This is a genomic window from Streptomyces sp. NPDC003023, from assembly GCF_042888225.1.
GTDB lineage: Bacteria > Actinomycetota > Actinomycetes > Streptomycetales > Streptomycetaceae > Streptomyces.
Map to the genome: position 1 here is coordinate 787662 of NZ_JBIAPL010000001.1, position 24810 is coordinate 812471.

Here is a 24810-nt window from a genome sequence, read left to right on the forward strand (position 1 = left end):
TCCTGCATGTCCCAGCGTCTTGTCCGACGATGCTCCGAGACGGACCACCTGCCGTCGAGGCCGTCGACGCCGTCGCCGATGCCGTCGATGACGCCGCCGATCCCGGTCCCCGGCCCTGATGCCGACTGCGATCGGCATTTATTTGACCGGTCGTTCTGAATGGGCTTATGGTCGCGGTGTGGCCAGGACCAAGGAATTCGATCCGGACGCCGCGCTGCAGTCGGCCCTCGAGCTGTTCTGGCGGCGTGGGTACGAGGCGACGTCGATGGCGGATCTCGTCGAGCATCTCGGCATCGGCCGCGCCAGCATCTACGCGACCTTCGGGAACAAGCACGAGTTGTATCTGAAGGCCCTGGACCGGTACTCCGAGACGCGCGACCCGATGCTCCTCGACAAGCTGTCCCAGCCCGGGCCCGCGCTGCCGGCGGTGCGGGCCGTCGTGCGTCGCTTCGCCATGGAGGCCGCTTCCCCGGACAGTCGGCTGAACGGCTGCTTCGTCACCAACACGGCGGCCGAACTGGCCCCTCACGACCCCGACGCGGCCCGCCGGGTCGACGCGAGCTGGGGGCACATCGAGACCCTGCTGCACTCCGCGCTCGTGCGGGCCCGCGCCCAGGGCGAGCTGCCGGAGGAGCGCGATCCGCGCGCTCTCGCCCGTCTGCTCCTCGTCCTGCTGCAGGGCGTGCGGATCGTCGGCAAGGCGTCGGACGATCCCGCCCGGGTGCGGGACGCGGCCGAGCAGGCGCTGGCCCTGCTGGACTGAATCACACGCGAAGCGAGCTCCGGCTTCCTTTCGCATGCCCGAATATTGAACCGATCGGTCAAATATGGGGGGAGTGGCCATGACAGCCACGGAAAGCGCCCGCGTCGCCGGCACCCGGTACCGAGGCGCCTTCGTCCTGCTCGCCGGCGTCCAGACCACGCTGATCTTCACCCTGGCCGCGATCGCCGTGCCGCTGCCCCTCATCGGGCGCGAACTGGGTCTGCCGCGCGCCGACTTGATCCTGCTCAGCGCCGCCTACGGCCTGACCTTCGCCGGACTGCTGCTCTTCGGCGGACGCCTTGCCGACCGCTACGGCGGACGCCGCACCCTCACCGCCGGCCTCGTCCTCTTCGCGGCCGCGTCAGCCGCCGCCCCGCTCACCCCCGGCATCGGGACGCTGCTCGCGGCACGTTTCGCACAAGGCGCGGGAGCGGCTCTGATCGCGCCCGCCGCCATGGCCGTGCTGCGGGCGGTTCTCCCCTCTCCCGCCGCATACGGCAGGGCAATGGCCACCTGGGGCGGGCTCTCGGTACTCGGCGCGACCGCCGGAAATCTGCTCTCAGGCGTCATCTCCGCACTGCTGTCATGGCGTTGGGCCTTCGCCGTACCGCTCGTGGTCGCCCTCACGGCCCTCGCCCTCACGCCCCGGCTGCTGCCGGACACCCTGCCCGGCCGGGGCAGGGCTCTCGACCTGCCGGGTGCTCTGCTCGCCACCGGCGGGATCACCCTCGCCAGTTACGGGCTGGTCCTCACCGACGCCCGCCCCTGGTCGTCGGCCGGCGTCCTCGTGCCGCTGCTCGGCGGGACCGCGCTGCTGGCCGCGTTCCTGTACGCCGAACGCCGCGCCTACGACCCGTTGTTGCCGCCCCGCTTCCTCCTCGACCGGCGGCGGGCCCTCGCCCTCACGACCATCGCGCTCAGTGCCTGCGGGACCGCGATGACCTTCGTGGTCCTCTCGCTCGACCTCCAGCAGGAGCGCGACTGGTCACCGCTGCGGACCTCGGCCGCCTTCGTGCCGTTCGCCGTGGTCCTGATCGCCGCGGGCCGGGCGGCAGGGCCGCTCATCCACCGCTGCACGGCCCGGACCGTCACGGCAGCCGGGCTCGGCACAGGCGCGGCCGGGCTCGCGCTCCTCGCGGTCACCGGGCTGGACGCGCACACCTCGTACGCGTACGGGCTGCTGCCGGGCCTCGTGCTGCTGGCGGCGGGAGCCGCGTCCTCCTTCGCCGGAGCCGCCGTTCTCGCCACCGAAGGCGTGCCGCCCCAGCAGACGGGGCTCGCGGGCGGCGTGCTGAACACCGCCATGGAATTCGGACCGACCGCCCTCTTCGCCCTCTTGCTGACGTTCGGCAGCGACGCCCGGTCCCTGACCGCGACAAGCGTCGCCCTCGCCGTTGCCGCCCTCCTTCACCACCGCACCAAGTGATGCAACAACCAAAGGAGTCACCGGACATGAACCGCTTCACCGGCAAGACCGTCCTCGTCACCGGCGCAGGCTCCGGCCTCGGGCGTGCGATCGCGCTCGCGTTCGCCGCCGAGGGCGCGTCCGTGGTCGCGGCGGGACGCACCGCCGCCACCCTTCACCAGACGGTCGGCCTCATCGAGGCCGCCCACGGCGCGGCCGCCGCCGTCACCGCCGACGTCACCGAATCCGACGAGCTGCAAAACCTCGTACGCGAGAGCGTCACCCGCTTCGGCGGACTGGACATCGCGGTCAACAACGCCGGGATACTGCGTGGCGTCGGACCCGTCGGCGAGGTGAGCGAGGCGGAGTGGGACGAGCTGCTGCGGACCAACGTCACCGGTGTCTGGCTCGCCATGAAGCACGAGATCGCGCACATGAAGGAGAACGGCGGTGGCACCATCGTCAACATCTCCTCCAACCTGGGCCCGCACCTGCGGATCCCGAACCTCGCCGCGTACAGCACGTCGAAAGCGGCGGTCTCCGCGCTGACCCGCGCCGCCGCCCTCGACCACATCCAGCAGGGCATCCGTATCAACGCGGTCAGCCCGGGCGCCTCCGCCACCTCCATGTCGCTGCTGCCCGGCGAGACCGAAGCCGGCCGTACCGAGCGGATGAAGACGGAGAACCCGCTCGGCCGGGTCGCGGAGGCCGAGGAAGTGGCGGCCGCGGTGCTCTACCTCGCCTCGCCGGCGGCCGGCGCGGTGGTCGGCACGGACCTGGTCGTCGACAGCGGATCGTCGGCCTGACGGTTGACCGGCCGGGGCCGCATCCTTGCCCGGCCGCAGCGCGCCCAACACGGTACGCCCGCTGGGGGGTACCGCGGGCTGCGGTAAGGCGGTGCTGTGGTGCTGCGGTGCTGCGGTGCTGCGGTGCTGCGGTACGGCACGGCGGCCGGCTCCTGCGGGGGAGGATCCGGCCGCCGTGACCGATCGTCAACCCTGTTCCGTGGAACCCGGGTTGCGACGCTTGACGTACAGGCGGTTGCCATCGGGGCCGGTCCACTCCAACCGCACGACGCCCGCCACGGCGGCGTCGGCCACGCGTGCCGGGTCGGACCAGTGGCCGGCGGCCGGGTTGCGGAAGAACGTCGCCCACGGGCGACCGGCATGGTCGACGAAGAAGTTGTTGTGGCCCGCGCCGACACCCGCGGTCCACCGCTCGGAGTACGGCCCCTCGAAGTGGTCGGAGACGGCGACGACCGCGTCGTACTGGTACTGCACGCGGCCCGCGCCGGGCGGGTCGTAGGCGTTGCGCGTGCTGCCGTCCGAACCGACCGAGGTCCGGTCCCACGCGGCGTGGAGGAGGTAGTACTTGCCGCCGTACTTGAACACGTACGCGCCTTCGAGATAGGGCTCGGGCGAGTAGGGCCTCTGCCGGAACCTCGGGAGGTCGGTCGTCGGGACGATGTCCTCCATGTCGTCCCGGAACTTCGCGTACAGGTCGTTGTGCAGTACGAGCCACGCGTCGTCGCCCTCGGTGTAGAGGCCGCCGTCGATGTGGTGGTAGGCGCCGGGCGCGATGAAGTTCGGCCCCCCGATGAACGATTCGCCGAACGGCTTGTCGAGGTTGCCCTCGACGAGCCGGTACGGACCCTCGACCCCGCCCTCGCTCACGAGCATGAACGACCCCACCTTGCGGGAGTGGTCACCCATGCACGCGACGATGTACCACTTGTCCCTGAAGCGGTGCAGTTCCGAGGCCCAGGCCTGGCCGCGCTTGCCGAAGCGGTCGTCGTGCCAGTACTCCTGCCAGGGTGCGACGACCGTACGTCCGGGCCGGTTCTCGCCGACGAACTCGGGCGACCACACCTTGCCCTTCTCCGCGCCGGGCCGGACACCGGTCGTGTCGACCAGCTTCCACGGTCCCTGCAGTGACGGGGCCGTCCACACGAAGATGCCGTCGTTCCAGGGGCCGGCCGCCGTGAGCCCCGGCACCCGTGTGGTGCCCGTGGCGACGTACAGGGGCCGGCCGTCGACCACGAAGCAGTTGACGTACGTGTCCCGCATCCAGACCCGGCCGAGCTCCTCGTCGCGGGGGCGCAGCTCGAGGGGGAGGACGAAGGAGTTGTCGTCCCGCGGCCACAGGTCCAGCCGGGTGTCGGCGAGACCGTACGGCTCGGGGTCGGGCCAGTTCGACGGGTGCCGCCCCACGGGCGTGCTCGCGGGCTGCGCGGCCTCCGCGGGCACGGTCGCCGCCTGCGCCGTGGCCGCGGGCAGGGCCACCGCCGCTCCCAGGCCGGCGACACCTGCCAACAGGGACCGCCGGTGCAGTCCGTTCTCGGTGCTGGTCATCAGTCACGTTCTCCTTCGTCGTCCAGGACGCCGGTGGTCCGCCCGGTGGGCCCGCGGCGGGCGTCGGTGCCTGGGGTTCGTACTCCTGCGTCTCTTTCGTGCGCCGTCGCGCCGACTTCGCGCCGACTTCGCGCCGACTTCGTGCGCCGTCGCGCCGGCTTCGTGCCGGGCGCCGACTCGGCGTGCGCTGCCGACTTCCTGTCCGGTGCCGGCGTCGCGGGCTGCGGCGTCGGCACCGGATCGCGAGGACCGAGCGGTGGGTCAGTCGACCGAGCGCTCCGCCCCTGGGCCGAGGATCAGCCTCTCCGCCGGACGGCCGCGCCTGCGCCGGACGGAGTCCGGCGGGGAGGCGACCGCGACCACGGCACCGTCGGCGATGAGCTCGGCGACGGTGTCGTACACAGTCGTCCGGGACAGCCCGCTGAGGTCGTTGAGCCTGCTCCGGCTCAGGGAGCCGTGCCGGCGCAGCAGTTCGAGAACGAGTTCTTGGTGCCCCCGTCCGAGACGCGTCGGAGGGCCGTCCTTGGATGGCATGCGGCACAGCATGCGAACGTTCGCCGATTTCGGTCAACACACCGAATAAATAATCCGGAACGCCCGGCACCGCGACGGACCGGCGCGGCGAAGTATTTCCGCAGCTCGCAAGGGGTCTTGGCGGGCACCTCAGTCATGTCACGATTGGGTAACGGGAGTTCGTGGGTGAGTCACAGCTCCGATTCCGGCCCCTTCGGCGCGGTCCGCGGCCGCTCTCTCCGAACTGTGCCGACGTCGTGATCGGTTGATCTCCGCCTCGGCCCAGGCCCCGCCCGCCTGCGCCGCCGCTCTCCCGGCCGGCCGAGACGGCCGGCTGTCGGTGAAGCCGGCGCCTCGATTCATTCCTGTTTCTGTCGGAGTGTTGACGGAATAATCCCGGCGTCCCTACCTTGACCGGCATGCAGATGCCAACCGGAGTGCATGCGCTGGTCAGACGTACCCATGAGGAACGGGTGATGCGTGCGCTGAGGGAGAACGGCGCCATGAGTCGCGGCGAGATCGCCCGAGTCGTCGGCCTGTCCCGGACCACCCTCTCCGAGATCACCGGCAGCCTCCTTCAACGGGGTGCCATCGTCGTCGTGGACACCGACGCCTCCAGACGCGAGGGCAGCGGCCGGCCCGCGGAGCGGCTGGCGCTCGACCCGGCGTCGGCGCAGTTCATGGGCGTCGACTTCGGCCACCGACGCGTCCATGTCGTCATCGCCGACGCGTCGCACGAGGTCATGGCCTCGGGCTCGGTCCGCTACGACGACACGGCGACCTGGCAGACGCGGACCGAGCTCGCCCTCGAGCTGGTCGGCCGGCTGGGTACCGGGACCGGGGTCCACTACGGAGCACTTCAGGGCATCGGAATCGGCGTGCCCGGTCCGTACCCCGCTCCCCAGGGAGCGGCCTGGCCGCGCGCCACACCGGGCGCGACGGTGCTCCGCCCCGCCCCCGAGGGCGTCGACGTGGCCTTCGCCGAGCGCTTCGACGCACCGGTGATCGTCGACAACAACACCCGCCTCGCCGCTCTCGCCGAGGCGATCAGCGGCCCCGACAGCTTCGCCGACCTGGTGTACGTACGTCTCTCGGACGGCGTCGGCGGCGGACTCGTCGTCGGCGGCCAGTTGGTGACCGGCTCGACCGGGCTGGCCGGAGAGCTGGGCCATGTGACCGTGGAGCCGGCCGGCCGGCCGTGCAGGTGCGGCAAGCGCGGCTGCCTGGAGACCGTGGCCTCCGTCCCCGGAATACTGTCCGCCTGCTGGGAGTTCGGCCTCCGCCTGGAGAACCTCCAGGACCTGGCGGCCGCCGTGGCCGCCGCGCACCCCGTCGCGGACCGGGTGCTGCGGGAGGCGGCCGCGGCGCTGGGACGCGTCGTCGGAGCGGCGACGATGACCCTCAACCCGGCGAAGGTGGTCATCGGCGGCGAGATCACCCGGCTGGCGCCCGTCATCGTGGAGCAGGTCGCCGCCACCCTCGCCGCCGAGCTCTTCCCGACGGCCTCCGCCGGTCCCGTCGTCGAGGCCGCGCGGCTCTCGGACGACGACGGCGCCATCGGCGCACTCGCCGCGGTCTTCCACAGCTCCCCCCTTCTGGCGAGGTATCCCGAGACCACTGAGGTGAAGGGCCGTTCCGATGCACGCCGAACCACCACCGAAGGAGCCGCCCATGTCCGTTCTTGACAAGAAGGGCGCCGACCCGCAGGGCCCCGCGTCCGAGAAGCAGCAGGAGGAGCCGGCCGGCGGGACGCCTGCCGACGGCGCGCAGACCGACGGCGCGCAGACCGACGGCGCGCAGAGCGACGGTGCGAAGTCCGGTGACGCGAAGTCCGCCGGCTTGAAGACCGCCGGCATGAAGACCGATGGCGTGAAGGCCGGCGAGGCGCGGTCGGGCCGGCGCGGGCTGCCCCTGGCACTGAACGCCGTGTCCGTCGTACTGGGCATCGCCCTCTGGTGGATCCTTGCGGTCACGGGCTTCAAGCTGCCCACACCGCCGGAGGTCGTCTCGCAGGCAGGGACGCTGATAGGCAACGGAATGCTCGGCGAGGACGTCCTCGCCAGCCTGACGCGTGTACTCGCCGGCTTCGCGCTCGGCACGGCCGTGGCCGTCCCGGTCGGCTTCCTCATGGGCTGGTACCCCGTGCTGCGCGGCCTGATCGAGCCGTGGATCCAGTTCTTCCGGACCATCCCGCCCTTGGCGATCATCCCGCTGGCCATTGTGGTGATGGGCATCGACGAGACGCCGAAGATCTTCGTGATCTTCCTGGCCGCCTTCCTCGCGTGCGTCATCTCGACGTTCCAGGGAGTGGTGAACGTCGACCGCACGCTGATCAACGCCGCCCGGGTGCTCGGCGCCAAGGACGGCACGATCTTCGCCCGTGTCGTGGTGCCCGCCTCCACACCGTTCATCCTCGTGGGCATGCGGGTCGGCCTCGGCTCGGCCTGGGCGACCCTGGTCGCCGCCGAGCTGGTCGCGGCCCAACAGGGCCTCGGCTACCGGATGCAGAACGCCCAGCTCTACTACGACCTTCCGACGATCTTCGTCGGACTCATCTCGATCGGGATCCTCGGTCTGCTCATGGACCGCATCCTGCTCCTCGCAGAACGCAAGCTCACCGGATGGCAGGAACGCCGATGACCAGCACCCCGGCCAAGATATCCGTCCAGGGCGTCACCAAGACCTTCGCCCTGGGACGTGAGACCTTCACCGCCCTCGACAACGTCTCGCTCGACATCGAGGACAACGAGTTCGTCACCGTCGTCGGCCCCTCCGGCTGCGGCAAGAGCACCCTGATGAACATCCTCGCCGGGCTGGAGGAGCCGACCGAGGGCCGTGCCCTGGTGGACGGCCGGCCGGTCTCCGGGCCGGGACCCGAGCGCGGTGTGATCTTCCAGCAGTACGCCCTCTTCCCCTGGCTCACGGTTCGCCAGAACGTCGAGTTCGGCCTGCGCACCGCGGGCGTGACCAAGAGGGAACGCCGCGAGCGGGCGGAGCACTTCATCGGGCTGGTCGGGCTCGACCAGTTCGCCTACGCGCTCCCCAAGACGCTCTCCGGCGGTATGCGCCAGCGGTGCGCCATCGCCCGCGCCTACGCCGTGAACCCGTCGATCCTGCTGATGGACGAGCCGTTCGGCGCGCTCGACGCCCTGACCCGGGTCAAGCTCCAGGAGCAGCTCCTGGACACCTGGAGCAAGGAGAAGCGGACCGTCCTGTTCATCACGCACGACGTGGACGAGGCCGTCTTCCTCGCGAACCGCGTGATCGTCATGGCTGCCCGTCCGGGACGCGTGTACGACGTCGTCGAGGTCCCGGCCCGCACCCGCGACGAGGAGTTCCGCCTCAGCACCGAGTTCGCCGACCTGCGCAACCGCGTCTGGCACTCCGTCTACCACCAGGACGGCCGCACGGCCGCCCCCCTGCCGTCGACGACGGCCTGAACCGAAGGACCTCCCATGCAGCTCACGACATCCCGCAGACGTTTCACCGCGGCGGTCGCCGGCCTGGCCGCCGCCGCGCTCCTGGCCGCCTGCGGCGGCTCCTCCTCCGGCGCCGGCGGTGAGAAGGTACGCATCGGCTACATAGGCGACTTCAACGGCACCAGCCTGATCGCGATCGCCGACGAGAAGGGCCTGTGGAAGAAGCACGGCCTGGAGGCCGAGAGCAAGGTCTTCACCAACGGCCCGCTCCAGATCCAGGCCCTCGGCACCGACAACCTCGACCTCGGCTACATCGGCCCGGGCGCCATGTGGCTGCCGGCCTCCGGCCAGGCCAAGGTCGTCGCGATCAACACCCTCGGCAACGCCGACCGCGTGATCGCCCAGCCGGGCATCAACTCGATGGAACAGCTCAAGGGCAAGACCGTCGCCGTGCCCGAGGGGACGTCGGGCGACATGATCCTCACCCTCGCCCTGGAGCGGGCCGGGATGAAGAAGAGCGACGTCGAGATCGTGCCGATGGACCCGTCGACCATCGTCGCGGCCTTCTCCTCGAAGAAGGTCGACGCCGCCGGCTTCTGGTACCCCGCTGCCGCGACCATCAAGAAGCAGGTGCCGGACCTCGTCGAGCTGGCGAAGAACTCCGACTTCGCCGAGGAGGTCTCCTTCCCGACGGCCTTCGTCGCCCGCAACGAGCTCGTCGCCAAGGAGCCGGAGAAGGCGAAGAAGGTCCTCGCCGTGCTGCGGGAGGCGATCGCCTACCGCTCCGCGCACACCGACGAGGCCATCGCACTCACCGCGGACAAACTCGGCATCCCCGCGGAACAGGTGAAGGCGGACGCCGCCAACGTCGAACTGCTCGACCTGGACAGGCTGGACGCGCTGACCGAGGACGGCACCGTCGACAAGTGGCTCCAGGGCATGAACGACTACTTCGTGGAGGCGGGCAAGCTGGGGCAGCCGGTCGACCCGAAGACCTACTACACCGGCGACCTCTTCATCGGAGCAGGCAAGTGACCCCGTCCAGCAACCCCGACAACCCCGCCACCTCCGGCACTACAGGCACCACCGGTACCACAGGTACTTCCAGCACGACCGGCTCCACCGGCACGACCGGCTCCGCCGGCGCGTCGAGGAAGAACATCCTCTTCCTCATGACCGACCAGCACCGGGTCGACACCCTCGGCGCCTACGGCAACCGGCTGGCGCACACCCCGGCCCTCGACGAGCTCGCCGCCACCGGAACCCGCTTCGACCGCTGGTACACCCCTACCGCGATCTGCACCCCGGCCCGTGCCAGCCTGCTGACCGGGCAGGCGCCCTTCCGCCACAAGCTGCTCGCCAACCACGAGCGCAACGTCGGCTACCTCGAGGACCTGCCGGCCGACCAGTTCACCTTCTCGCGCGCCCTGCGGGAGACCGGCTACAACTGCGGCCTCATCGGCAAGTGGCACGTCGGCAACGAACGGACGGCGGCCGACTACGGTTTCGAGGGCCCGGAGCTGCCCGGCTGGCACAACCCGGTGGACCACCCGGACTACCTCGCCCACCTCGCCGAGCACGGTCTGCCCCCTTACGAGATCAGCGACCGCATCCGCGGCACCCTGCCGAACGGCGGCCCCGGCAACCTGCTCGCCGCCCGCCTCCACCAGCCGGTCGAGGCCACCTTCGAGCACTACCTGGCCTCCCGGGCGATAGAGAAGCTCGAGCGATACGCGGCGGACTCCCGCGAGCGCGAGCAACCGTTCTTCCTCGCCCTGCACTTCTTCGGCCCGCACCTGCCGTACATCCTCCCGGACGAGTACTTCGACCTCGTCGACCCGGCGGACGTGGAACTGCCGCGCTCCATCGCGGAGACCTTCCAGGGCAAGCCGCCCGTACAGCGCAACTACAGCGCGCACTGGACCTTCGACACCATGCCGATCGAGACGACCCGCAAGCTCATCGCGGTCTACTGGGGCTACGTCGCCCTCATCGACAGGCAGATCGGCCGGGTCATGGAAGCCATGGAGCGGCTCGGCCTGGTGGACGACACGGCCGTGTTCTTCACCTGCGACCACGGCGAGTTCACCGGATCGCACCGGCTGCACGACAAGGGCCCGGCGATGTACGAGGACATCTACCGCACCCCCGGCCTGCTCCGCGTCCCCGGCGCGCCCGGCGGCGTCGTGCGCTCGGAGTTCGTCAGCCTGCTCGACTGCACCGCGACCATCCTCGAACTGGCGGGCATCGACCCGAAGCCCGCGGTCGACTCGCGCAGCCTGCTGCCGCTCGTGCACGGCGAGGACACGGAGTGGGACGAGGACATCGTCTGCGAGTTCCACGGGCACCACTTCCCGTACCCGCAGCGCATGCTGCGCGACGACCGGTACAAGCTCGTGGTCAACCCCGACTCGGTCAACGAGCTGTACGACCTGCGGACCGACCCCGACGAATTGCTGAACGTCTACGCGCACCCGGAGACGGCGGAGGTCCGTTCGCGGATGATGCGCCGGCTCTACGACGTCCTGCGGGAACGCGGCGACAACTTCTACCACTGGATGACCTCGATGTACGACGTCGGCGAGGTGGGGCACGACCCGACCCTGAGCGGACTCGACGAGTCCACCTACCGGGCGCCGGAGGCCTGACGCAATGGCACGACACCAAGGGCTTCGCCCATGACCCACGCTCACCGCCCCTGCTGCGCCCCCGCCGCAGCCCCGTCCGGCGGCTCGCCCGCCGCCTCGTCCGCCACCTCGGGCGCAGAGCCGGTGTCCCTCTCCGTCGGATCGTCGGCCGTCGGCCCCGCCGTCACAGAGCGTTCGACTCGCGGACAGGTCCGCCTGCCGGGCGGTGAGTTCGCCATGGGCGACGCCTTCGGCGAGGGCTACCCGGCCGACGGCGAAACCCCCGTCCACCCGGTGCGTCTCGAGCCCTTCCACATCGACGAGACCGCCGTCACCAACGCCCGGTTCGCCACCTTCGTCAAATCCACCGGATACGTCACCGACGCCGAGCGCTACGGCTCCTCCGCGGTATTCCACCTCGTGGTCGCCGCCCCTTCCGCCGACATCCTCGGCAACGCCGCCGGTGCTCCTTGGTGGATCAACGTCAGGGGCGCCCACTGGCGCCGACCGGAAGGAGCCCGCTCCGACGTCACCGACCGGCAGAACCATCCCGTCGTCCACGTCTCGTGGAACGACGCGAACGCCTACGCGCGGTGGGCGGGCAAGCGCCTGCCCACCGAGGCCGAGTGGGAGTACGCCGCGCGCGGCGGCCAGGCCGGCCGCCGCTATGCCTGGGGTGACGAACTCACCCCCGACGGCCGGTGGCGCTGCAACATCTGGCAGGGCCGCTTCCCGCACACCAACACCGCGGAGGACGGCTACCTGACCACCGCGCCGGTCAAGGCGTACCGTCCGAACGGATTCGGTCTGTGGAACACCGCCGGCAACGTGTGGGAGTGGTGCACGGACTGGTTCTCGCCCACCTACTACTCCGAGGCACCCCTGGAGAGCCCGCACGGCCCGCTGACCGGCACAGGCCGGGTCATGCGCGGCGGCTCCTACCTGTGCCACGACTCCTACTGCAACCGCTACCGGGTCGCCGCCCGCTCGTCCAACACCCCGGAGTCCTCGTCCGGAAACCTCGGCTTCCGCTGCGCCAACGACGCCTCCTCCGGATGACAGCGCGGCGACCGGTTCGCGCCGCCCGGAGACCGGGGCGGCGCAGCGGATCCGGTCCGGATCGGGATCGGACGCGTTCGAGCGTGACCGTTCGCGCGTGACCGGTCCGAGGAACCGGGCCCCGGCTAGACCCGCAGTCCTGCTGCTGCCGGACCCCCGCGGCCTGCGGGCCGGGAACCCTGCCAATGCGGGTGCGGGTGCGGGTGCGGGCACGGGTGCGGGTGCGGCCGGGGCCGGCGAGCCGAGCCGACCCGGCGGTCTCGACCGGATGGGTGCGGGGCGGCCCTCGGTGACTAACGCGCGGGCCTGAGCTCCGCCATCTCGTTCCAGCCTTGGCCCGGAACCTCGACGTTGATGATCTCCGGGGTGGTGGCGATCGCGGACGACATCGCCTCGAGGCCGGCCCGGAAGTGGTCGGAGGCCACATGGGCCGCGCCCGCGTCCGCGTCGGCGAAGGCCTCCAGCAGCGTGAACCTGTGCGGGTCGTCCACATCGCGCGACCAGTCGAAGAAGAGGTTCCCGGACTCGGCGCGGGTGGCACGGGTGAAGTCGTCGACAAGGGTGAGCCAGCGGTCGCTGCACTCGGGACGGACGGTGAACCTGACGGCGATGAAGATCATGGGATCCACGGTGGCGCTGTCGAGGCCCGCGGGCCACTCACGACGCGCCGCATTCCGGCCCTGCCGGAAAACGCGGCCGTCAGACCGGCACGCCCGCGGCGGCCCGCGCCACCGCCGCCCGGATCCTGCCGTGCCGCCTGCGGAAGTCGGCGGTCGGCAGCGACACCGACAGGGCGAGCAGCACTCCCTCCTGGCCGTCGGCCGGACCGGGGAGTGTGGACGCGAGGCAGGTGAACGCCGGGTCCGCCTCACCCATCGACACCGCGACCCCCTGACCGCGCACCCGCGCCAGCTCCGCCTCGAAACGGTCGGCGACCGTGATCGTGCGGTCGGTGAACCTGGCCATGCCGTGTTCGGCCAGATACCGCCGCCGGGCCGGCCCGGGCAGCGCGGCGAGGAGCGCCTTGCCGTGCGCCGTCGCGTGCGCCCGCGTCTCGGGGCCCGGCAGGAAGGGGTGCTCGACGTCTGCCACCGGCACCGTGCTGTCGATCACGACGATCCGGCCGTCCCGGTACGCCGTCAGGTACGCCTCCGCCCCGGTGGCCCGCCGCAGGCGTGGCAGGAGCTCGGCGACCTGCGGCCCGAGCCCCAGATGCCGCTGGTACGAACGGTGCAGCGCGGCCACCCGCGGCCCAGGGGCGTACCCGGCGCCGGTCCGCACCAGATGCCCGCGGTCGGTGAGCGGGCCCAGCAGGTGGTAGACGGTCGACAGCGAACACCCCAACCGCCGGGCGAGTGCCTTCGCCCCGACCGGGCCGGGAGCATCCGCGACGAGGTCGAGGATCTCCAGCGCACGGTCCACCGACTGCGGGCCGCTGGGGCCGCCGAGGTTGGTGGAAGAGGGGCGGGGCATTGTCGTGTCCTTCCGGGCGGCGCGGTGCTCCGAGCCTACGTGGTGCCCGAACGGACCCGGCCCGGCTGGTGGAGGTCGCGGCGGAACCCGGTGTCGCCGCACCGTCACCGCATGTCAGAATCCCGCGCATGTCAGTCAGATACCCGCAGCCCCTGCGCCCCGGTGACCGCGTCGGCATCACCTCCCCTTCGAGCGGAGTCCCGAAGGAGCTGGGTGCGCGTCTCGACGTGGCGATCCGCGAGGTGGAGGCGCGCGGGTACGAGGTGGTGGTCGGCCGGTGCATGGACGGCGCCGGTCATGTCAGCGCTCCGGCGGCCGACCGCGCGAGCGAGCTGATGTCGATGCTGACGGATCCCGGGATCCGGGCCGTGGTGCCGCCGTGGGGCGGGGAGACGGCGATCGACCTGCTGCCTCTGCTCGACTGGGACAGGCTGCGCGAATCGGAGCCGACGTGGCTGGTCGGCTACTCGGACATGTCGACCGTCATCACGCCGCTGACGCTCCTCACCGGGACGGCGACCGTGCACGGCAACAACCTCATGGACACTCCCTGCCGGGCGCCGGAGGGCCTGCTGTCCTGGCTCGACATCGCCGCGTCCCCGCACGGGCGCACGTTCACGCAGACCCCGCCGGACCGTCATCGCGGAGCGGCCTGGGACGACTATCGAATCAACCCCGAGGTGAGCGAGTTCACGCTCGACACACCCGGCCGATGGACCAGGCTGGACGGCGAAGGGGACGTCGAGGCCGAAGGACGCCTGATCGGGGGCTGCATCGAGATGCTGTGCAACCTCACGGGATCGGCCCACCTCGACGTCTCCGCCTTCGCGCGGGCCGAGTCCCCGGAAGGACTTCTCGTATACGTCGAAGCGGCCGGCGACGAGGCGCTCACCATCTGCAGGAACCTGCACGGCATGCGGCTGGCCGGCTTCTTCGACGCGGCGAACGCGATCCTCGTCGGCCGGACTTCGGCGCCAGACGCCCCCTCGCTGACCCAGCATCAGGCGGTTCTCGACGCGCTCGGGCCCTTGAACGTGCCGATCGTCGCCGATGTCGAGTGCGGTCATGTTCCGCCGTACATGCCGATCGTCAACGGAGCACGCGGACGGGTCGTGCACACCTCCACCCGCAGTGAGTTGACCCAGACACTGGACTGACCCGGACCCCGGACCCGGACCCCGGACCCGGACCGCCCCGGACGCCGGACCGACCGGGCCCGGGAACGACGTCCCGGGCCGGACGCGGGGCCCGCCTCGTTCTCCGGCGTGGGGCGACCCGGGCCCGAGCCGCGACCGGAAAAGGATGTGGCAGGTCGTGGGGAGGAGCGATAAGGTCCCCGCGATGACAACTCACTCTGCTTTCAGATTGGGGGCCCCGTCCGCGCAAGGTGAGTGCTGATGCTCACCGAGACCGCGAATGGGCCTTCCCGCCTCAGCTTCTGGCCGCGCGTGCGTGAGTACGCCGTGCCGCCGTCCATGATCGAGACCGCGACCGCCCGCCGCCTGGCGGGTGACTGGGCGGGCGCTTGCGCCGCCGCGCGCTTCGACGTCGATCTCAACCTGCGTGCCGTGGCGCGCACTCACGGCCACGACCTCGTGACCCGGCTACGGGCCGACCTCCGCCATCTCGCTCCTGACCTGTTGCGCTGGCACATGCCGAGGATCGCCCCGGACGGGTTGCTGCGACCGGGGCTGACCATCTCCCTTGCCCGGTACGACGCCGAGGGGCGGCGTGAAGGTGAAGGACTGGTGCACCTCGTGGCCCGGACCCCGCCGGCCTGGGCGGACGCCGGTCAGCGGATCAGCCTCGCGCTGTGGGACGGATCCCGGACCGAGCCCGGTGTCCGCCGCCATCCGCATCCCCGTCCCGGCCGGCGCTTCCGACTCGACCTGCACCGCCACCTGTGGGACGCGCGCAGGACCGAAGAGCTGCGGACACGGTCCGGAGCCGATCGGCCGCCCGCGCACGGCCGCCCGCCCGACGACGGCCGGCCCACGACCGCTCCGAAACCGCCGGCCACGTCGGCGCTGCCGGTGCGGGAGCGTCGCTGGGCCGTCGACCGGTGGGCGGCCGAGGCCGCGATCCTCCTCCACTCCGAAGGCCGGCCGGCCGGCGCCGTCTCCGTACGGCTGGGAAGCAGTCACCGGCTGGTCCTCGACCTGGCCGCGGACGGTGACGGCGCCGGACCGCCCGCAGTGCGGACCGCCGCGGCGTCCGAGGACGGCGGCACCGCGCTGCCGGTCCTGCCCGACGCGGCGACCTGGGTGCCGATCGACCTTGAACTGCTCGACGCCGGGGAGATCGAGGCCGACCGGCTGCACCCGCTGGTCGCCTCGGCGCTCGTACCGGATCGTTCACCGGCCGCCACGACGCGCGTTCCCCACCGGCCGGGACAACCGCGCCTCGTGGAATGCCGGGGAGCCCGGCACCGGATCGGCCTCGTCGACGGGGCGCTGGCCCCACTGGACCACGAACCCGCCGAGATCCGGCGGGAAGAACTGCTGGCCGCTCTGACCGGTACGCCGCTGCCCTGCCTCCGGGCGATCGACGAGGCGCACCGCCGGCCGGACTGTCTCACAGGCGTGCGCGAGCGCCTCGACCACGGCGACACCGCCGGTGCGCTCGCCGTCGTCGAGGGCCTGCTGGGCCCGGACGCCCTGCTGCGCAACGGCGCACTGCGGGACGAACTGGAGGCGGCCGCGCTGCGGCGGATCACCTACGGACTGTTCAGGGCGGACCTGATCGGTCCGGCACCCGGCCGCCTCGTCGAGGACCGGCGCAGTCCCCGTGACCGCCGCTCGCGTGACCGCCGCTCCCGCCCCCGCCACGCCAACTCCCTCTGACTCGGGGCCCCCGCCCCGCCTCCATGCTTCTTTCCTCACGAACCCACAGGTGATCGAACATGCTCACATCCACGCGCCTCGCCGCGGCCGGCACCCCCTCCGACCCGGCACACGCCTCCCGGCTCGACGTCGCCGGAGAGTTGCTGACCCTGCTGCGCGACACGACCACCGAGCCGCGCCCCGACACACAACTCGAGGCCCTGACACTGGCGGTGGCCGCGGACCTGCCCGTACTTCTGTGGGGTGAGCCGGGGATCGGCAAGACCGCCGCCCTGACACAGCTCGCCGACGCCCTGGACCTGCCGCTGACGACAGTGATCGCCAGTGTGCACGAGCCGTCCGACTTCTCCGGGCTGCCCATCATCGGAGACGATCCCGCGGTGCACGGCGTTCCGATGGCCCCGCCGGACTGGGCGGTACGACTGGTACGGGCGGGCAAGGGGCTGCTGTTCCTGGACGAGCTGTCCACAGCTCCGCCGGCCGTTCAGGCCGCCCTCCTGCGTCTGGTGCTCGAGCGGCGCATCGGCACCCTCCAACTGCCGCCGGGCGTGCGGATCGTGGCCGCCGCCAACCCGCGTTCCTCCGCGGCCGACGGCTGGGAGCTGAGCCCGCCGCTCGCCAACCGGTTCGTCCACCTCCACTGGGCGCACGACAACGAGGTCGTCGTGCGCGGTCTCGGCGGGACCTGGCCCCGGGCGACACTGCCTCGGCTCGACCCCGTGAAACTGCCGGAGGCCGTGGACTTCGCCCGCCGGGCGGTGTGCGGGCTGCTCACCGCCCGGCCCAAGCTCGTGCACCAGCTTCCCAACAGCGAAGCGCGCCGTGGTGGCGCATGGCCGTCGCCCCGGAGCTGGGAGACGGCCCTGTGCCTGATCGCCTTCGCGACAGCGGCCGACTCCTCCCGGGAGGTGCTTGCGCTGCTGGTGCGGGGCGCCGTCGGGGACGGGCCGGGGCTGGAACTGCTGGCCTGCCTGGACCGGATGGACCTCCCGGACCCCGAGGTGCTGCTCGCCGACCCCGCCGGCGCTGTTCTGCCCGAACGAGGGGATCAGCGCCAGGCCGCGCTGGACGGCGTGGTGGCGGCCGTACGTCAGCGACCGGACAGGTCCCGGTGGGACGCCGCGTGGTCGCTCCTGGTCCGGGCCTTGGAGACAGGAGCCCCTGACCTGGTGGTCGTCCCGGCGACCACACTCGCCACACTGCGTCAGGAGGACTGGGACGTGCCGGCGTCGATCGAGCGGCTCGCCGGAGTGGTGTCCCTGTCCCGCCGAGCGGACCGCGCGGCGGCCCGCACCGCGGCAGCGACGAAGACCGGCCGATGACCGGCGAGACCATGACGGCCGGTACCGAGGACGCGCCCTCAACCCTCGACCTCGACAAGCTGTACGCCGCCCGGCTGCACGCCGCCCGGGTCCGCCCCTACCTGGCGACGGCCCTGTTCGCCCTGCACACCGTGGAGTCGAGGCAGGTGCCGACGATGGCCGTCGACCGGTACTGGCGGTGCTACGTGTCACCGGCGTTCGTCGACCGGATGCCCGTGGAGGAACTCGCCGGGGTGTGGGTCCACGAGGTGTCGCACCTGTTGCGAGACCACCACGGGCGCAGCGACCGCGTCGCGCGGGAGCGCGGGCTGACCGGGCCGGGGGAGCGGCTGCGGATGAACATCGCCGCGGACTGCGAGATCAACGACGACGTGTACGGCGAGGGCTTGGCGCGGCCCGAAGGGGCGGTCGTCCCGGCGTCCCTGGGGCTGCCCGAAGGCGAGCTCATGGAGGACTACCTGCGCCAGTTCCGGCTCGGGTCGCATACGCAGAGCCTGGCCTGGCTGGACTGCGGCAGCGGCGCCGACGGCTCGGAACGCGAGTGGGACCTCGGGGCGGACGGCGCCCACGGCCTGAGCGACCAGGAGCAGGACGCGGTCCGGTTCCGGGTCGCACAAGGCATCACCGGCCGCCCGGGGAGCGTCTCGAAGGCGTGGAAGCGGTGGGCGGAGCAGGCGTTCCATCCCCCGCAGCCGTGGCGGGAACTGCTGGGAGCGGCGGTCCGCTCCGCTGCCTCGGGACCGGGCGCGGGCGAGGACTACAGCTACGGCCGGCCGTCACGGCGTTCGGCCGGGGTGCCCGGCACCGTGCTGCCCAGTCTGCGGCGCAGGCCGCCCCGGGTATCGGTGGTCATCGACACGTCCGGCTCGGTCAGCGACGCCGAACTGGGCAGCGCGCTCCTCGAGGTCGCGGCGATCTCCCGTGCCGTGGGCGGCCGTCGCGACATGGTCACGGTGGTGCCGTGCGACTCGGCGGCCCGGATCGTGCACCCGCTGTGCCGTGGCGAGGGCATTCCACTGTTGGGCGGTGGGGGCACGGATCTGCGTACGGGCTTCGCCAAGGCGCTCCGGACGGGTCCCCGCCCCGATGTCATCGTGGTCCTGACCGACGGTCAGACGCCGTGGCCGGGCACGCGACCACCGTGCCGGACGGTGGTGGGTCTGTTCCCCAGGCAGGGCAGGGCCCGGTCGTGGAACGAGGACGATCCCGACTACGTGCCGGACACGCCGCCCGCGTGGGCGCGGGTGGTGGAGATCGGGTAGATCGCGTCCCACGACCGGGCGGCGTCGTCACCGCTCCAGTCGCTTGTGCGCGCTCTCCGGCAGCCGCAGGTACACGGCCGACGAGACGAGGCAGAGCACCGCCACGTACCAGGGGAACAGACCGGGACGGTCCAGGTCCTTGAACAGCGTGCCCACGTACGGGGCGGTGCCGCCGAAGACGGCGACCGTCAGCGAGTACGGGAAGCCGATGCCGGCGGCCCGTACCCGCGCCGGGAACACCTCCGCGTTCACGGCCGCCGAGATCGACGTGAAGCCGGTCAGCAGCACCATGCCCGCGCACTGCACGAGCAGCAGGGAGAGGAACGAGCCGTTGACCGCCCGCAGCAGGGGCACGCTCAGCACCGCGAAACCGATCCCGAAGAACAGCAGCGACGGCTTGCGCCCGAAGCGGTCGGAGAGGAGACCGCCGACCGGCTGGAGGAGTGTGAAGAACGCCAGCGACAGGGTGCCGGCGAGCAGTGCGTCGGCCTTCTCGATGTCGGTGTTGAGCTCCGCGTAAGTCGGGAGGTAGGACGTCCACGTGTAGTACGCGAGCGTGCCGCCGGCCGTGATGCCGCAGATCAGCAGCGACTCGCGCGGATGGTGCCGCAGCGCGTCGAACAGGCCGGGCCGCTCACCCTGTTGCTGCTCCGCGCTGCGGGTCTCGTGGGCGCTGCGCCTGATCCAGAAGCCGACGAGACTGAGCAGCGCGCCGACGACGAACGGCACGCGCCAGCCCCAGCCGTTCATCTGTCCTTCCGCGAGCGTGCTCACCAGCAGCGCGGCGATGCCGGAGGCGGCGAGCTGTCCGATTGAGGTGGAGACGTACTGGAACGACGAGAACAGTCCACGCCGTCCCGGCCCCGCCGACTCCACCAGGAACGTCGTCGAGGCGGCGAACTCCCCACCCACGGACAGACCCTGGAGCAACCGCGCCAGCACGAGCACCACGGGGGCGAGGATCCCGGCGGCGGCGTAGGTCGGGGTGAGGCCGACCAGCAGGCTGCTGCCGCCCATGAGGAGGATCGTGACGGTGAGCGCGGAGCGCCGGCCGTGCCGGTCGGCGACCGCGCCCATGAGGAGCCCGCCCACCGGGCGCATGAAGAAGCCGACGGCGAACACGGCGAACGTCGACAGCAGCGGCACCAGGGAGTTGTCCGTGCTCCTGGGGAACACCTGGTCGGCGATGTAGGCGGCGAGGAAGGTGTACGCGTACCAGTCGTACCACTCCACCGCGTTGCCGACGGACGCCGCGAGCAACTGCCGTACGGGGTGCCGGGCGGCGGCCGGGTTCGTCGAGGCGGGGGACGTCTCTGTCGGTGGCGTTCCTGGCGGAGGGATCTTCGGCATGGACACGGCATCCCCAACTTCGGCCTGCCGTACGCATGTCGGGCGGACGGCCGGTGACCCCCTAAGGACCGTCGTGCACGAAGGGGACCCAGACCGTCGGGTCGGTGAGGCAGCCCTCCCGGAGTTCGGCCACGGCACGGTGCAGGGCGGTGGCGGCGCCGGCCGAGTCCATCGCGTCCGACACGCCCAGTCGCCGGTAGAACGACGCGGCGACCAGCGGAGCCGCCCGGTCGGAGACGGTCCACAGCGACGCCACCACATGCCTGAAGCCCGCCATCCGTAGCGCGGCGGCGGTGTGGATGGCCTCGTCCGGGAGCTGCCCGCCGCCCAGGCGGGTGTGACAGGCCGACAGGACGGCCAGGTCCGCGTGCTCCAGTCGCAGATCGGCGAAGTCGAGCACGTTCATGTCGCCGTCGGCCAGGCACAGTCCGGACGCCGTGGGGGAGTGCATGTCCAGCGTGCCATGGCAGGCGAAGTGCGCCCAGAGGTGCCCCGGCAGGTGCTTGCGCACCGCGTCGACACTGGCCTCGCCGCCGGACAGCACCTTCAGCCGGCGGTCGCCGAAGAGCTCACCCAGCGCACGGATCTCCTCGCCCACCCCGTCCAGAGGCGGGTGCCCGCGTCCCGTGACGGGCACGGCGACGGCGAGCAGGCGGGGATCGGAGACCGTGGTCCGCCGGCGGGCGTCGACGAGCGCGGCGAGTGTGGTCGTGTAGGACGAGACCGCCGCGTACGGCATGCCGACCGGCTTCGACCGGTCACCCGTCGTACGGGGGTAACGCCCCGCCGCGTGCAGCGGCAACGGCAGGAGGGACGCGGTCGGACACCACCACAGCCGTGGCGGCGTCCGGCCGGCGCAGTCGTACGGCAGGCCGAGCCGGTCGAGCACCGGGCGGGCGATGCGATCCCACAGCCACTCGAGCGTGTCGTGGACGGTGTGCCGCGCGCGTTCCCTGTCCAGCCCACTCGCTCGTGGCGCCGCAGCCTGCCCCAGGTGGTTCAGATAGGTGTTGCACACCCGGTCGGCTTCGGGCGCGGTGACCCGCGGCAGCGGCACCACCTCGACCCGTCCGCCCGGCAGGACGAGGAGCGCGTCACAACGGATCGTGCTGATGTTGACGATGACGACGGGACCCTTCGCCGCCGCGGGGGCGAGCGCGCCGAAGGCCGCCGGCGCGAGGAAGTCCTCGAATCCGGGCACCTTCCTCGCGCGGGTGAGCAACCGCGTCCACTGCCGCGCCAGTCGCATACGGGTCTCGGTGTCGAGCTGCCGATCGCCGTCGAGGGCCGAACGGACCTGCTCCAGCTCGGCGGCCAGCGACGGCTCCCGCGCGGCCAGGGAGGCGAGGTCGCTGCGCAGGTGCAACGACGAACGCCACAGCACCGAGCGCCCCTGTTCCAGCAGTTCGACGGCCAGCTCAGGATCTTTGGCGGTGACCGCCAGAGCCGCCGCGTCCCTCGGCATCGCCGCCCCGCCCCGAAGACCCTCCTCCTGGTCGGCCCGCTCGAGACCGGTCCAGCCGATCTCCTGCAGCAGAGCCACCGCGACCCGGGCGCCCGCCAGGGCATCCGCCGTGTCACCGGTTCCCAGCGCCGTCCCGGCCCACGCACGGGCGGCGACCAGACGGTCCTGAGGCGACGAACCGACCGCCCGCGCCGCAGCCCGCAGGGCCGCGCACGCCGCCTCACGGTCCGAGGCGTTCGCGGTGCGCTCGGCGCGGACATCCAGCGCCGCCGCCAGCCGGGCCAGCAGCCGCGCGTACGACAGGTCGCTCTCGTCGCAGGCCGAGACAGCCGCCCCGAGCGCCTCCACGGCCTGCGCCAGCGCCTCGTCGGAAGGGCCGTCCCCCTCGCCACCGCTCAGCAGCAACTGCCCGAGCGTGTGCCCGGCGTCGACCCGGTTCTGCCGGCTCACCGCCGTGGCCGCTGCCTCCCGCGCCGCGGCGACGGCCTCGTCGCGCTCTCCCGTCTCCGCGAGCGCCTGAGCGAGGTGGACGAGCAGGAGCGGTCGGGTGGCGTGCCCCACCGGGACCGCGGCAAGGGCCCGACGAGCCGCGTCGACGGCGGCGGGACCCTCGGCGGAGTACGCGCTGTGGATCAGAGTGCGCGGATGATGCCCCGGTGCCGTCTCAAGGTACGCCCGTGCCTGCTCGGAAACCGTCCCGGCCTCACGCAAGTCCTCCGACCGGCCGGTGAGATGCGCGCGGCTGCGCAGGGCCGACTCGAGGTTCGTGGCGATCTGCGCGCGCAACCGCGGACTGTCGGCCTCCGCCACCGCTGTGCGCAGTTCCCGCACCGCCCTGTCCAGATCGTCGGGCGAACCGCGCCCGGTGCCCCGCACACACAGGGCTCCTCCCAGATCGGTCCGCCCCTCGGCCGAGGGCAGGCGCTGCACCGCCGCCGTACCCAGCTCGACCGCCTCGTCCAGGTCCGCGTCCGTGGCCGTGTGGAACAGCGACAACGAGGTCAGAGCCGCGCACAGGCTCCCCTCGAGTCCCGCCCGGTCCTCCGTACCGCCGCCGGACTCCCCGAGCACCTGCCTGCCCGCGTCCACCACGGAACGCAGCGCCGCCGCGTCGCCGGTCGCCTCCGACCGGGTGCGGACCAGGGTCACGGCGGCCCGGGCCGCGTCCATACGTCCCCTCTGGCCCGGTGACAGTGCTGCCAGGGCCTCCAGCGCGACGGTGACCGACTCGTTGAGGTCGGCGGAATGGCCGCGCAGGTCGTACCGGAAGCGGAGGATGTCGCGGAGCTCGGCCAGCAGCAGAGCCCGTGCCGGATGGTCGGCGGGCGCCGACCGCACCGCCCGCCGGGCGAGGTTCACCGACAGCACCAGGGCCGCGTCGTTGCCCGTGTCGTCGAACTGCCGGTACGCCGACTCGGCCTGGGCGCGCAGCACCATCGGCTGAAGCACCGGCTCCACGGCGGGCCCGGGCCGGGCGGACCGGAACAGTCGCACATTGGCGGCCGCCTGCGGGTGCCCGTTGGCGGCGGCGACCAGGAACCAGGTCAGCGCGGCCGGGTCGCCCTCGTTGTTGAGCAGCACACCGAGGTTGTTGGCCGCCTCCGGGTGCCCGGCCCGGTGCGCCACGGCATAACAGCGCCTTGCCTCCTCGGTGTGGCCCTGGCGCTCGAGCAACAAGCCCAAGTTGTACGGGGCGTTGAAATCCCCGAGCTCGGCAGCCTCGCGGAAGGCCTGCGCGGCTTCCTCCGAGCGGCCGTGCCGGTCCAGTTCGAGGCCACGGAGGTTCGCCTGCCGCCCACGCTCCTTCCCGCGCTCCTCCTTCCCGCGTTGCTCGTCGCCGCGTTGCTCGTCGCCGTGCTGCCTGTTGCCCCCGCCGACCGGCATGAACGACCCCCCGGTTACCTGAATGGTCCGTTCCGGAGCCCAGCGTAATCGCCGTTCACTACAGTGTCGCCATGCCGGCAGCCGCATCCCTCGCCTATCTCCCCACGACCGCCTACGAATGGACCGAACGAGCCTTCCGGTTGCTGGAGACCGAACGGCTCACCGTCTCGCCGCACGGCACGGACGACGCCCCGGTCTTCGTCGTGGCCGGTCCGTGCCCGCGCTGCGACCACCACTTCGTCGACCGGCAGGTCACCGTCGCACTGACCGGAATGGGCGGAGTCAGCCGCGGCGACGACTCCGACGCCTCGCGGAGCGTGGTGCTGGACGTGACCTGCGGCTGCGGCGCTGCCCACGAGGACGCGCCGGAGGGCGCGACAGGATGCGGCGTCAGCTTCCGGATAGAACTGGCCGCCGAATGAGCACCCGTGTGCTCCGCCCCCGGTTGCCGCAACAGCCCCCCAGCGCGACGGACCTGGCCGAGCGGGACCGGTTCAGGGACCTCGTGCGTGAGTCGCTGCCCGGCGTGCGGGCGAGCGCGGAGGCATGGCGGAACGGGCTCGCCGCGTTCATCACCCTGCTCGGCGCGGCAATCGTGATCAAAGGCCGGTCCACCACCGCCGAACTGCCCGTCGAATGGCGGCTCGCCGTCACCCTGCTCGTCGGCGGAGGGCTGGCGCTCGCCGTGGCCGGACTCTGGCACGCACTCGCCGCCCAGGCGGGGACCCGGCCGCTCGCGGTGACCCTGGCGGACATCCACCGCGACCACGGCAGTGTGGACGGCTTCGAGGTCGCGACCGCGATCCGGGCGGCCCGCAGGCTCACCCTCGCCCGCCGTGCCGTGGCGACCGCGCTCCTGTGCCTGTTCGCCGGCACGGCGCTCACCTGGTGGGCCCCCGGCGCGAAACCCGCGTCCGTGGTCCAGGTGACCCACGGCGCGACAACCACCTGCGGCACGCTGCTCTCGGCGGAACAGGGCAGGCTGCGTATCTCGGTGACCGGGCACACCGGCCCCGTGGAGATCCCGCTCGCGGAGGTCGGCGCGATGTCGGTGACGACCGCCTGCGGCTGACC

The 24810-nt window shown here is 72.1% G+C and carries 21 protein-coding genes; 15 read left to right on the forward strand and 6 right to left on the reverse strand.

From position 1 onward, the window contains the following. The first annotated feature begins 178 nt into the window (after nucleotides 1–178). The 3 genes from ACFYV1_RS03190 (at nucleotide 179) to ACFYV1_RS03200 (ending at nucleotide 2974) form a co-directional block, all read left to right on the forward strand. Complete coding sequence (locus ACFYV1_RS03190; RefSeq protein ID WP_389393609.1) at nucleotides 179–763, forward strand: TetR/AcrR family transcriptional regulator; 585 nt, start codon at nucleotides 179–181, stop codon at nucleotides 761–763. A gap of 79 nt (nucleotides 764–842) precedes the next feature. Next, nucleotides 843–2189 (forward strand): MFS transporter, encoded by a 1347-nt coding sequence (locus ACFYV1_RS03195; RefSeq protein ID WP_389393610.1) that lies wholly within the window; start codon nucleotides 843–845, stop codon nucleotides 2187–2189. 26 nt (nucleotides 2190–2215) lie between these two features. Further along, the gene (locus ACFYV1_RS03200; RefSeq protein ID WP_389393611.1) at nucleotides 2216–2974 is read left to right on the forward strand and encodes an SDR family NAD(P)-dependent oxidoreductase; all 759 of its coding nucleotides are present in this window, start codon (nucleotides 2216–2218) and stop codon (nucleotides 2972–2974) included. A gap of 186 nt (nucleotides 2975–3160) precedes the next feature. Here ACFYV1_RS03200 and ACFYV1_RS03205 read toward each other — a convergent pair whose 3' ends face one another. After that, nucleotides 3161–4519, reverse strand: coding sequence for a family 43 glycosylhydrolase (locus ACFYV1_RS03205; RefSeq protein ID WP_389393612.1), 1359 nt, complete (start codon nucleotides 4517–4519; stop codon nucleotides 3161–3163). Between the two features lie 261 nt (nucleotides 4520–4780). Then, nucleotides 4781–5053 carry a hypothetical protein gene (locus tag ACFYV1_RS03210; RefSeq protein WP_389393613.1) on the reverse strand — a complete coding sequence of 91 codons (273 nt, stop codon included), beginning with the start codon at nucleotides 5051–5053 and terminating at the stop codon, nucleotides 4781–4783. 398 nt (nucleotides 5054–5451) lie between these two features. Here ACFYV1_RS03210 and ACFYV1_RS03215 point away from each other — a divergent pair, with 398 nt between their 5' ends. The 6 genes from ACFYV1_RS03215 to ACFYV1_RS03240 all read left to right on the forward strand — a co-directional run bounded on the left by ACFYV1_RS03215 (nucleotide 5452) and on the right by ACFYV1_RS03240 (nucleotide 12137). Next, a complete protein-coding gene (locus ACFYV1_RS03215) occupies nucleotides 5452–6717 on the forward strand; it encodes an ROK family protein (RefSeq protein WP_389393614.1) in 1266 nt (421 codons plus the stop codon). A gap of 169 nt (nucleotides 6718–6886) precedes the next feature. Beyond that, on the forward strand, nucleotides 6887–7672 hold the full coding sequence (locus tag ACFYV1_RS03220) for an ABC transporter permease (RefSeq protein ID WP_389394554.1): 786 nt from the start codon (nucleotides 6887–6889) through the stop codon (nucleotides 7670–7672). Further along, nucleotides 7669–8472, forward strand: coding sequence for an ABC transporter ATP-binding protein (locus ACFYV1_RS03225; RefSeq protein WP_389393615.1), 804 nt, complete (start codon nucleotides 7669–7671; stop codon nucleotides 8470–8472). The genes ACFYV1_RS03220 and ACFYV1_RS03225 overlap by 4 nt, the downstream gene beginning before the upstream one ends. A 15-nt stretch (nucleotides 8473–8487) precedes the next feature. Continuing rightward, nucleotides 8488–9486 carry an aliphatic sulfonate ABC transporter substrate-binding protein gene (locus ACFYV1_RS03230; RefSeq protein WP_389393616.1) on the forward strand — a complete coding sequence of 333 codons (999 nt, stop codon included), beginning with the start codon at nucleotides 8488–8490 and terminating at the stop codon, nucleotides 9484–9486. 125 nt (nucleotides 9487–9611) lie between these two features. Next, nucleotides 9612–11099, forward strand: a complete 1488-nt coding sequence (locus ACFYV1_RS03235) for a sulfatase-like hydrolase/transferase (RefSeq protein WP_389394555.1) — start codon at nucleotides 9612–9614, stop codon at nucleotides 11097–11099. Nucleotides 11100–11129: 30 nt separating this feature from the next. Then, nucleotides 11130–12137, forward strand: a complete 1008-nt coding sequence (locus ACFYV1_RS03240; RefSeq protein ID WP_389393617.1) for a formylglycine-generating enzyme family protein — start codon at nucleotides 11130–11132, stop codon at nucleotides 12135–12137. A gap of 293 nt (nucleotides 12138–12430) precedes the next feature. On the opposite strand, the gene ACFYV1_RS03245 is transcribed toward ACFYV1_RS03240, so the two are convergent. Together ACFYV1_RS03245 and ACFYV1_RS03250 are read right to left on the reverse strand one after the other, a co-directional pair. Beyond that, a complete protein-coding gene (locus ACFYV1_RS03245; RefSeq protein WP_389393618.1) occupies nucleotides 12431–12757 on the reverse strand; it encodes a putative quinol monooxygenase in 327 nt (108 codons plus the stop codon). A 79-nt stretch (nucleotides 12758–12836) separates the two neighbouring features. Continuing rightward, nucleotides 12837–13610 carry an IclR family transcriptional regulator gene (locus tag ACFYV1_RS03250; protein WP_389393619.1) on the reverse strand — a complete coding sequence of 258 codons (774 nt, stop codon included), beginning with the start codon at nucleotides 13608–13610 and terminating at the stop codon, nucleotides 12837–12839. A gap of 128 nt (nucleotides 13611–13738) precedes the next feature. On the opposite strand from ACFYV1_RS03250, the gene ACFYV1_RS03255 reads away from it, so the two are divergent. From ACFYV1_RS03255 to ACFYV1_RS03270, 4 genes are all read left to right on the forward strand, one after another. Beyond that, nucleotides 13739–14767 (forward strand): S66 peptidase family protein, encoded by a 1029-nt coding sequence (locus tag ACFYV1_RS03255; RefSeq protein WP_389393620.1) that lies wholly within the window; start codon nucleotides 13739–13741, stop codon nucleotides 14765–14767. A 240-nt stretch (nucleotides 14768–15007) separates the two neighbouring features. Further along, nucleotides 15008–16453 (forward strand): hypothetical protein, encoded by a 1446-nt coding sequence (locus ACFYV1_RS03260; protein ID WP_389393621.1) that lies wholly within the window; start codon nucleotides 15008–15010, stop codon nucleotides 16451–16453. Nucleotides 16454–16512: 59 nt separating this feature from the next. Further along, complete coding sequence (locus ACFYV1_RS03265; RefSeq protein ID WP_389393622.1) at nucleotides 16513–17775, forward strand: AAA family ATPase; 1263 nt, start codon at nucleotides 16513–16515, stop codon at nucleotides 17773–17775. An 11-nt stretch (nucleotides 17776–17786) separates the two neighbouring features. Further along, entirely contained in the window at nucleotides 17787–19037 is a 1251-nt protein-coding gene (locus ACFYV1_RS03270) for a VWA-like domain-containing protein (protein ID WP_389394556.1), read from the forward strand. Nucleotides 19038–19064: 27 nt separating this feature from the next. Here ACFYV1_RS03270 and ACFYV1_RS03275 read toward each other — a convergent pair whose 3' ends face one another. Further along, complete coding sequence (locus tag ACFYV1_RS03275) at nucleotides 19065–20387, reverse strand: MFS transporter (protein WP_389393623.1); 1323 nt, start codon at nucleotides 20385–20387, stop codon at nucleotides 19065–19067. A gap of 61 nt (nucleotides 20388–20448) precedes the next feature. Beyond that, nucleotides 20449–23736: a CHAT domain-containing protein gene (locus ACFYV1_RS03280; RefSeq protein WP_389393624.1), complete on the reverse strand. Its 3288-nt coding sequence runs from the start codon at nucleotides 23734–23736 to the stop codon at nucleotides 20449–20451. 71 nt (nucleotides 23737–23807) lie between these two features. Between ACFYV1_RS03280 and ACFYV1_RS03285 the strand changes: the two genes are divergently transcribed. Together ACFYV1_RS03285 and ACFYV1_RS03290 are read left to right on the forward strand one after the other, a co-directional pair. Further along, on the forward strand, nucleotides 23808–24158 hold the full coding sequence (locus ACFYV1_RS03285) for a hypothetical protein (RefSeq protein WP_389393625.1): 351 nt from the start codon (nucleotides 23808–23810) through the stop codon (nucleotides 24156–24158). After that, nucleotides 24155–24808: a hypothetical protein gene (locus tag ACFYV1_RS03290; protein WP_389393626.1), complete on the forward strand. Its 654-nt coding sequence runs from the start codon at nucleotides 24155–24157 to the stop codon at nucleotides 24806–24808. The genes ACFYV1_RS03285 and ACFYV1_RS03290 overlap by 4 nt, the downstream gene beginning before the upstream one ends. Nucleotides 24809–24810 lie beyond the last annotated feature (2 nt).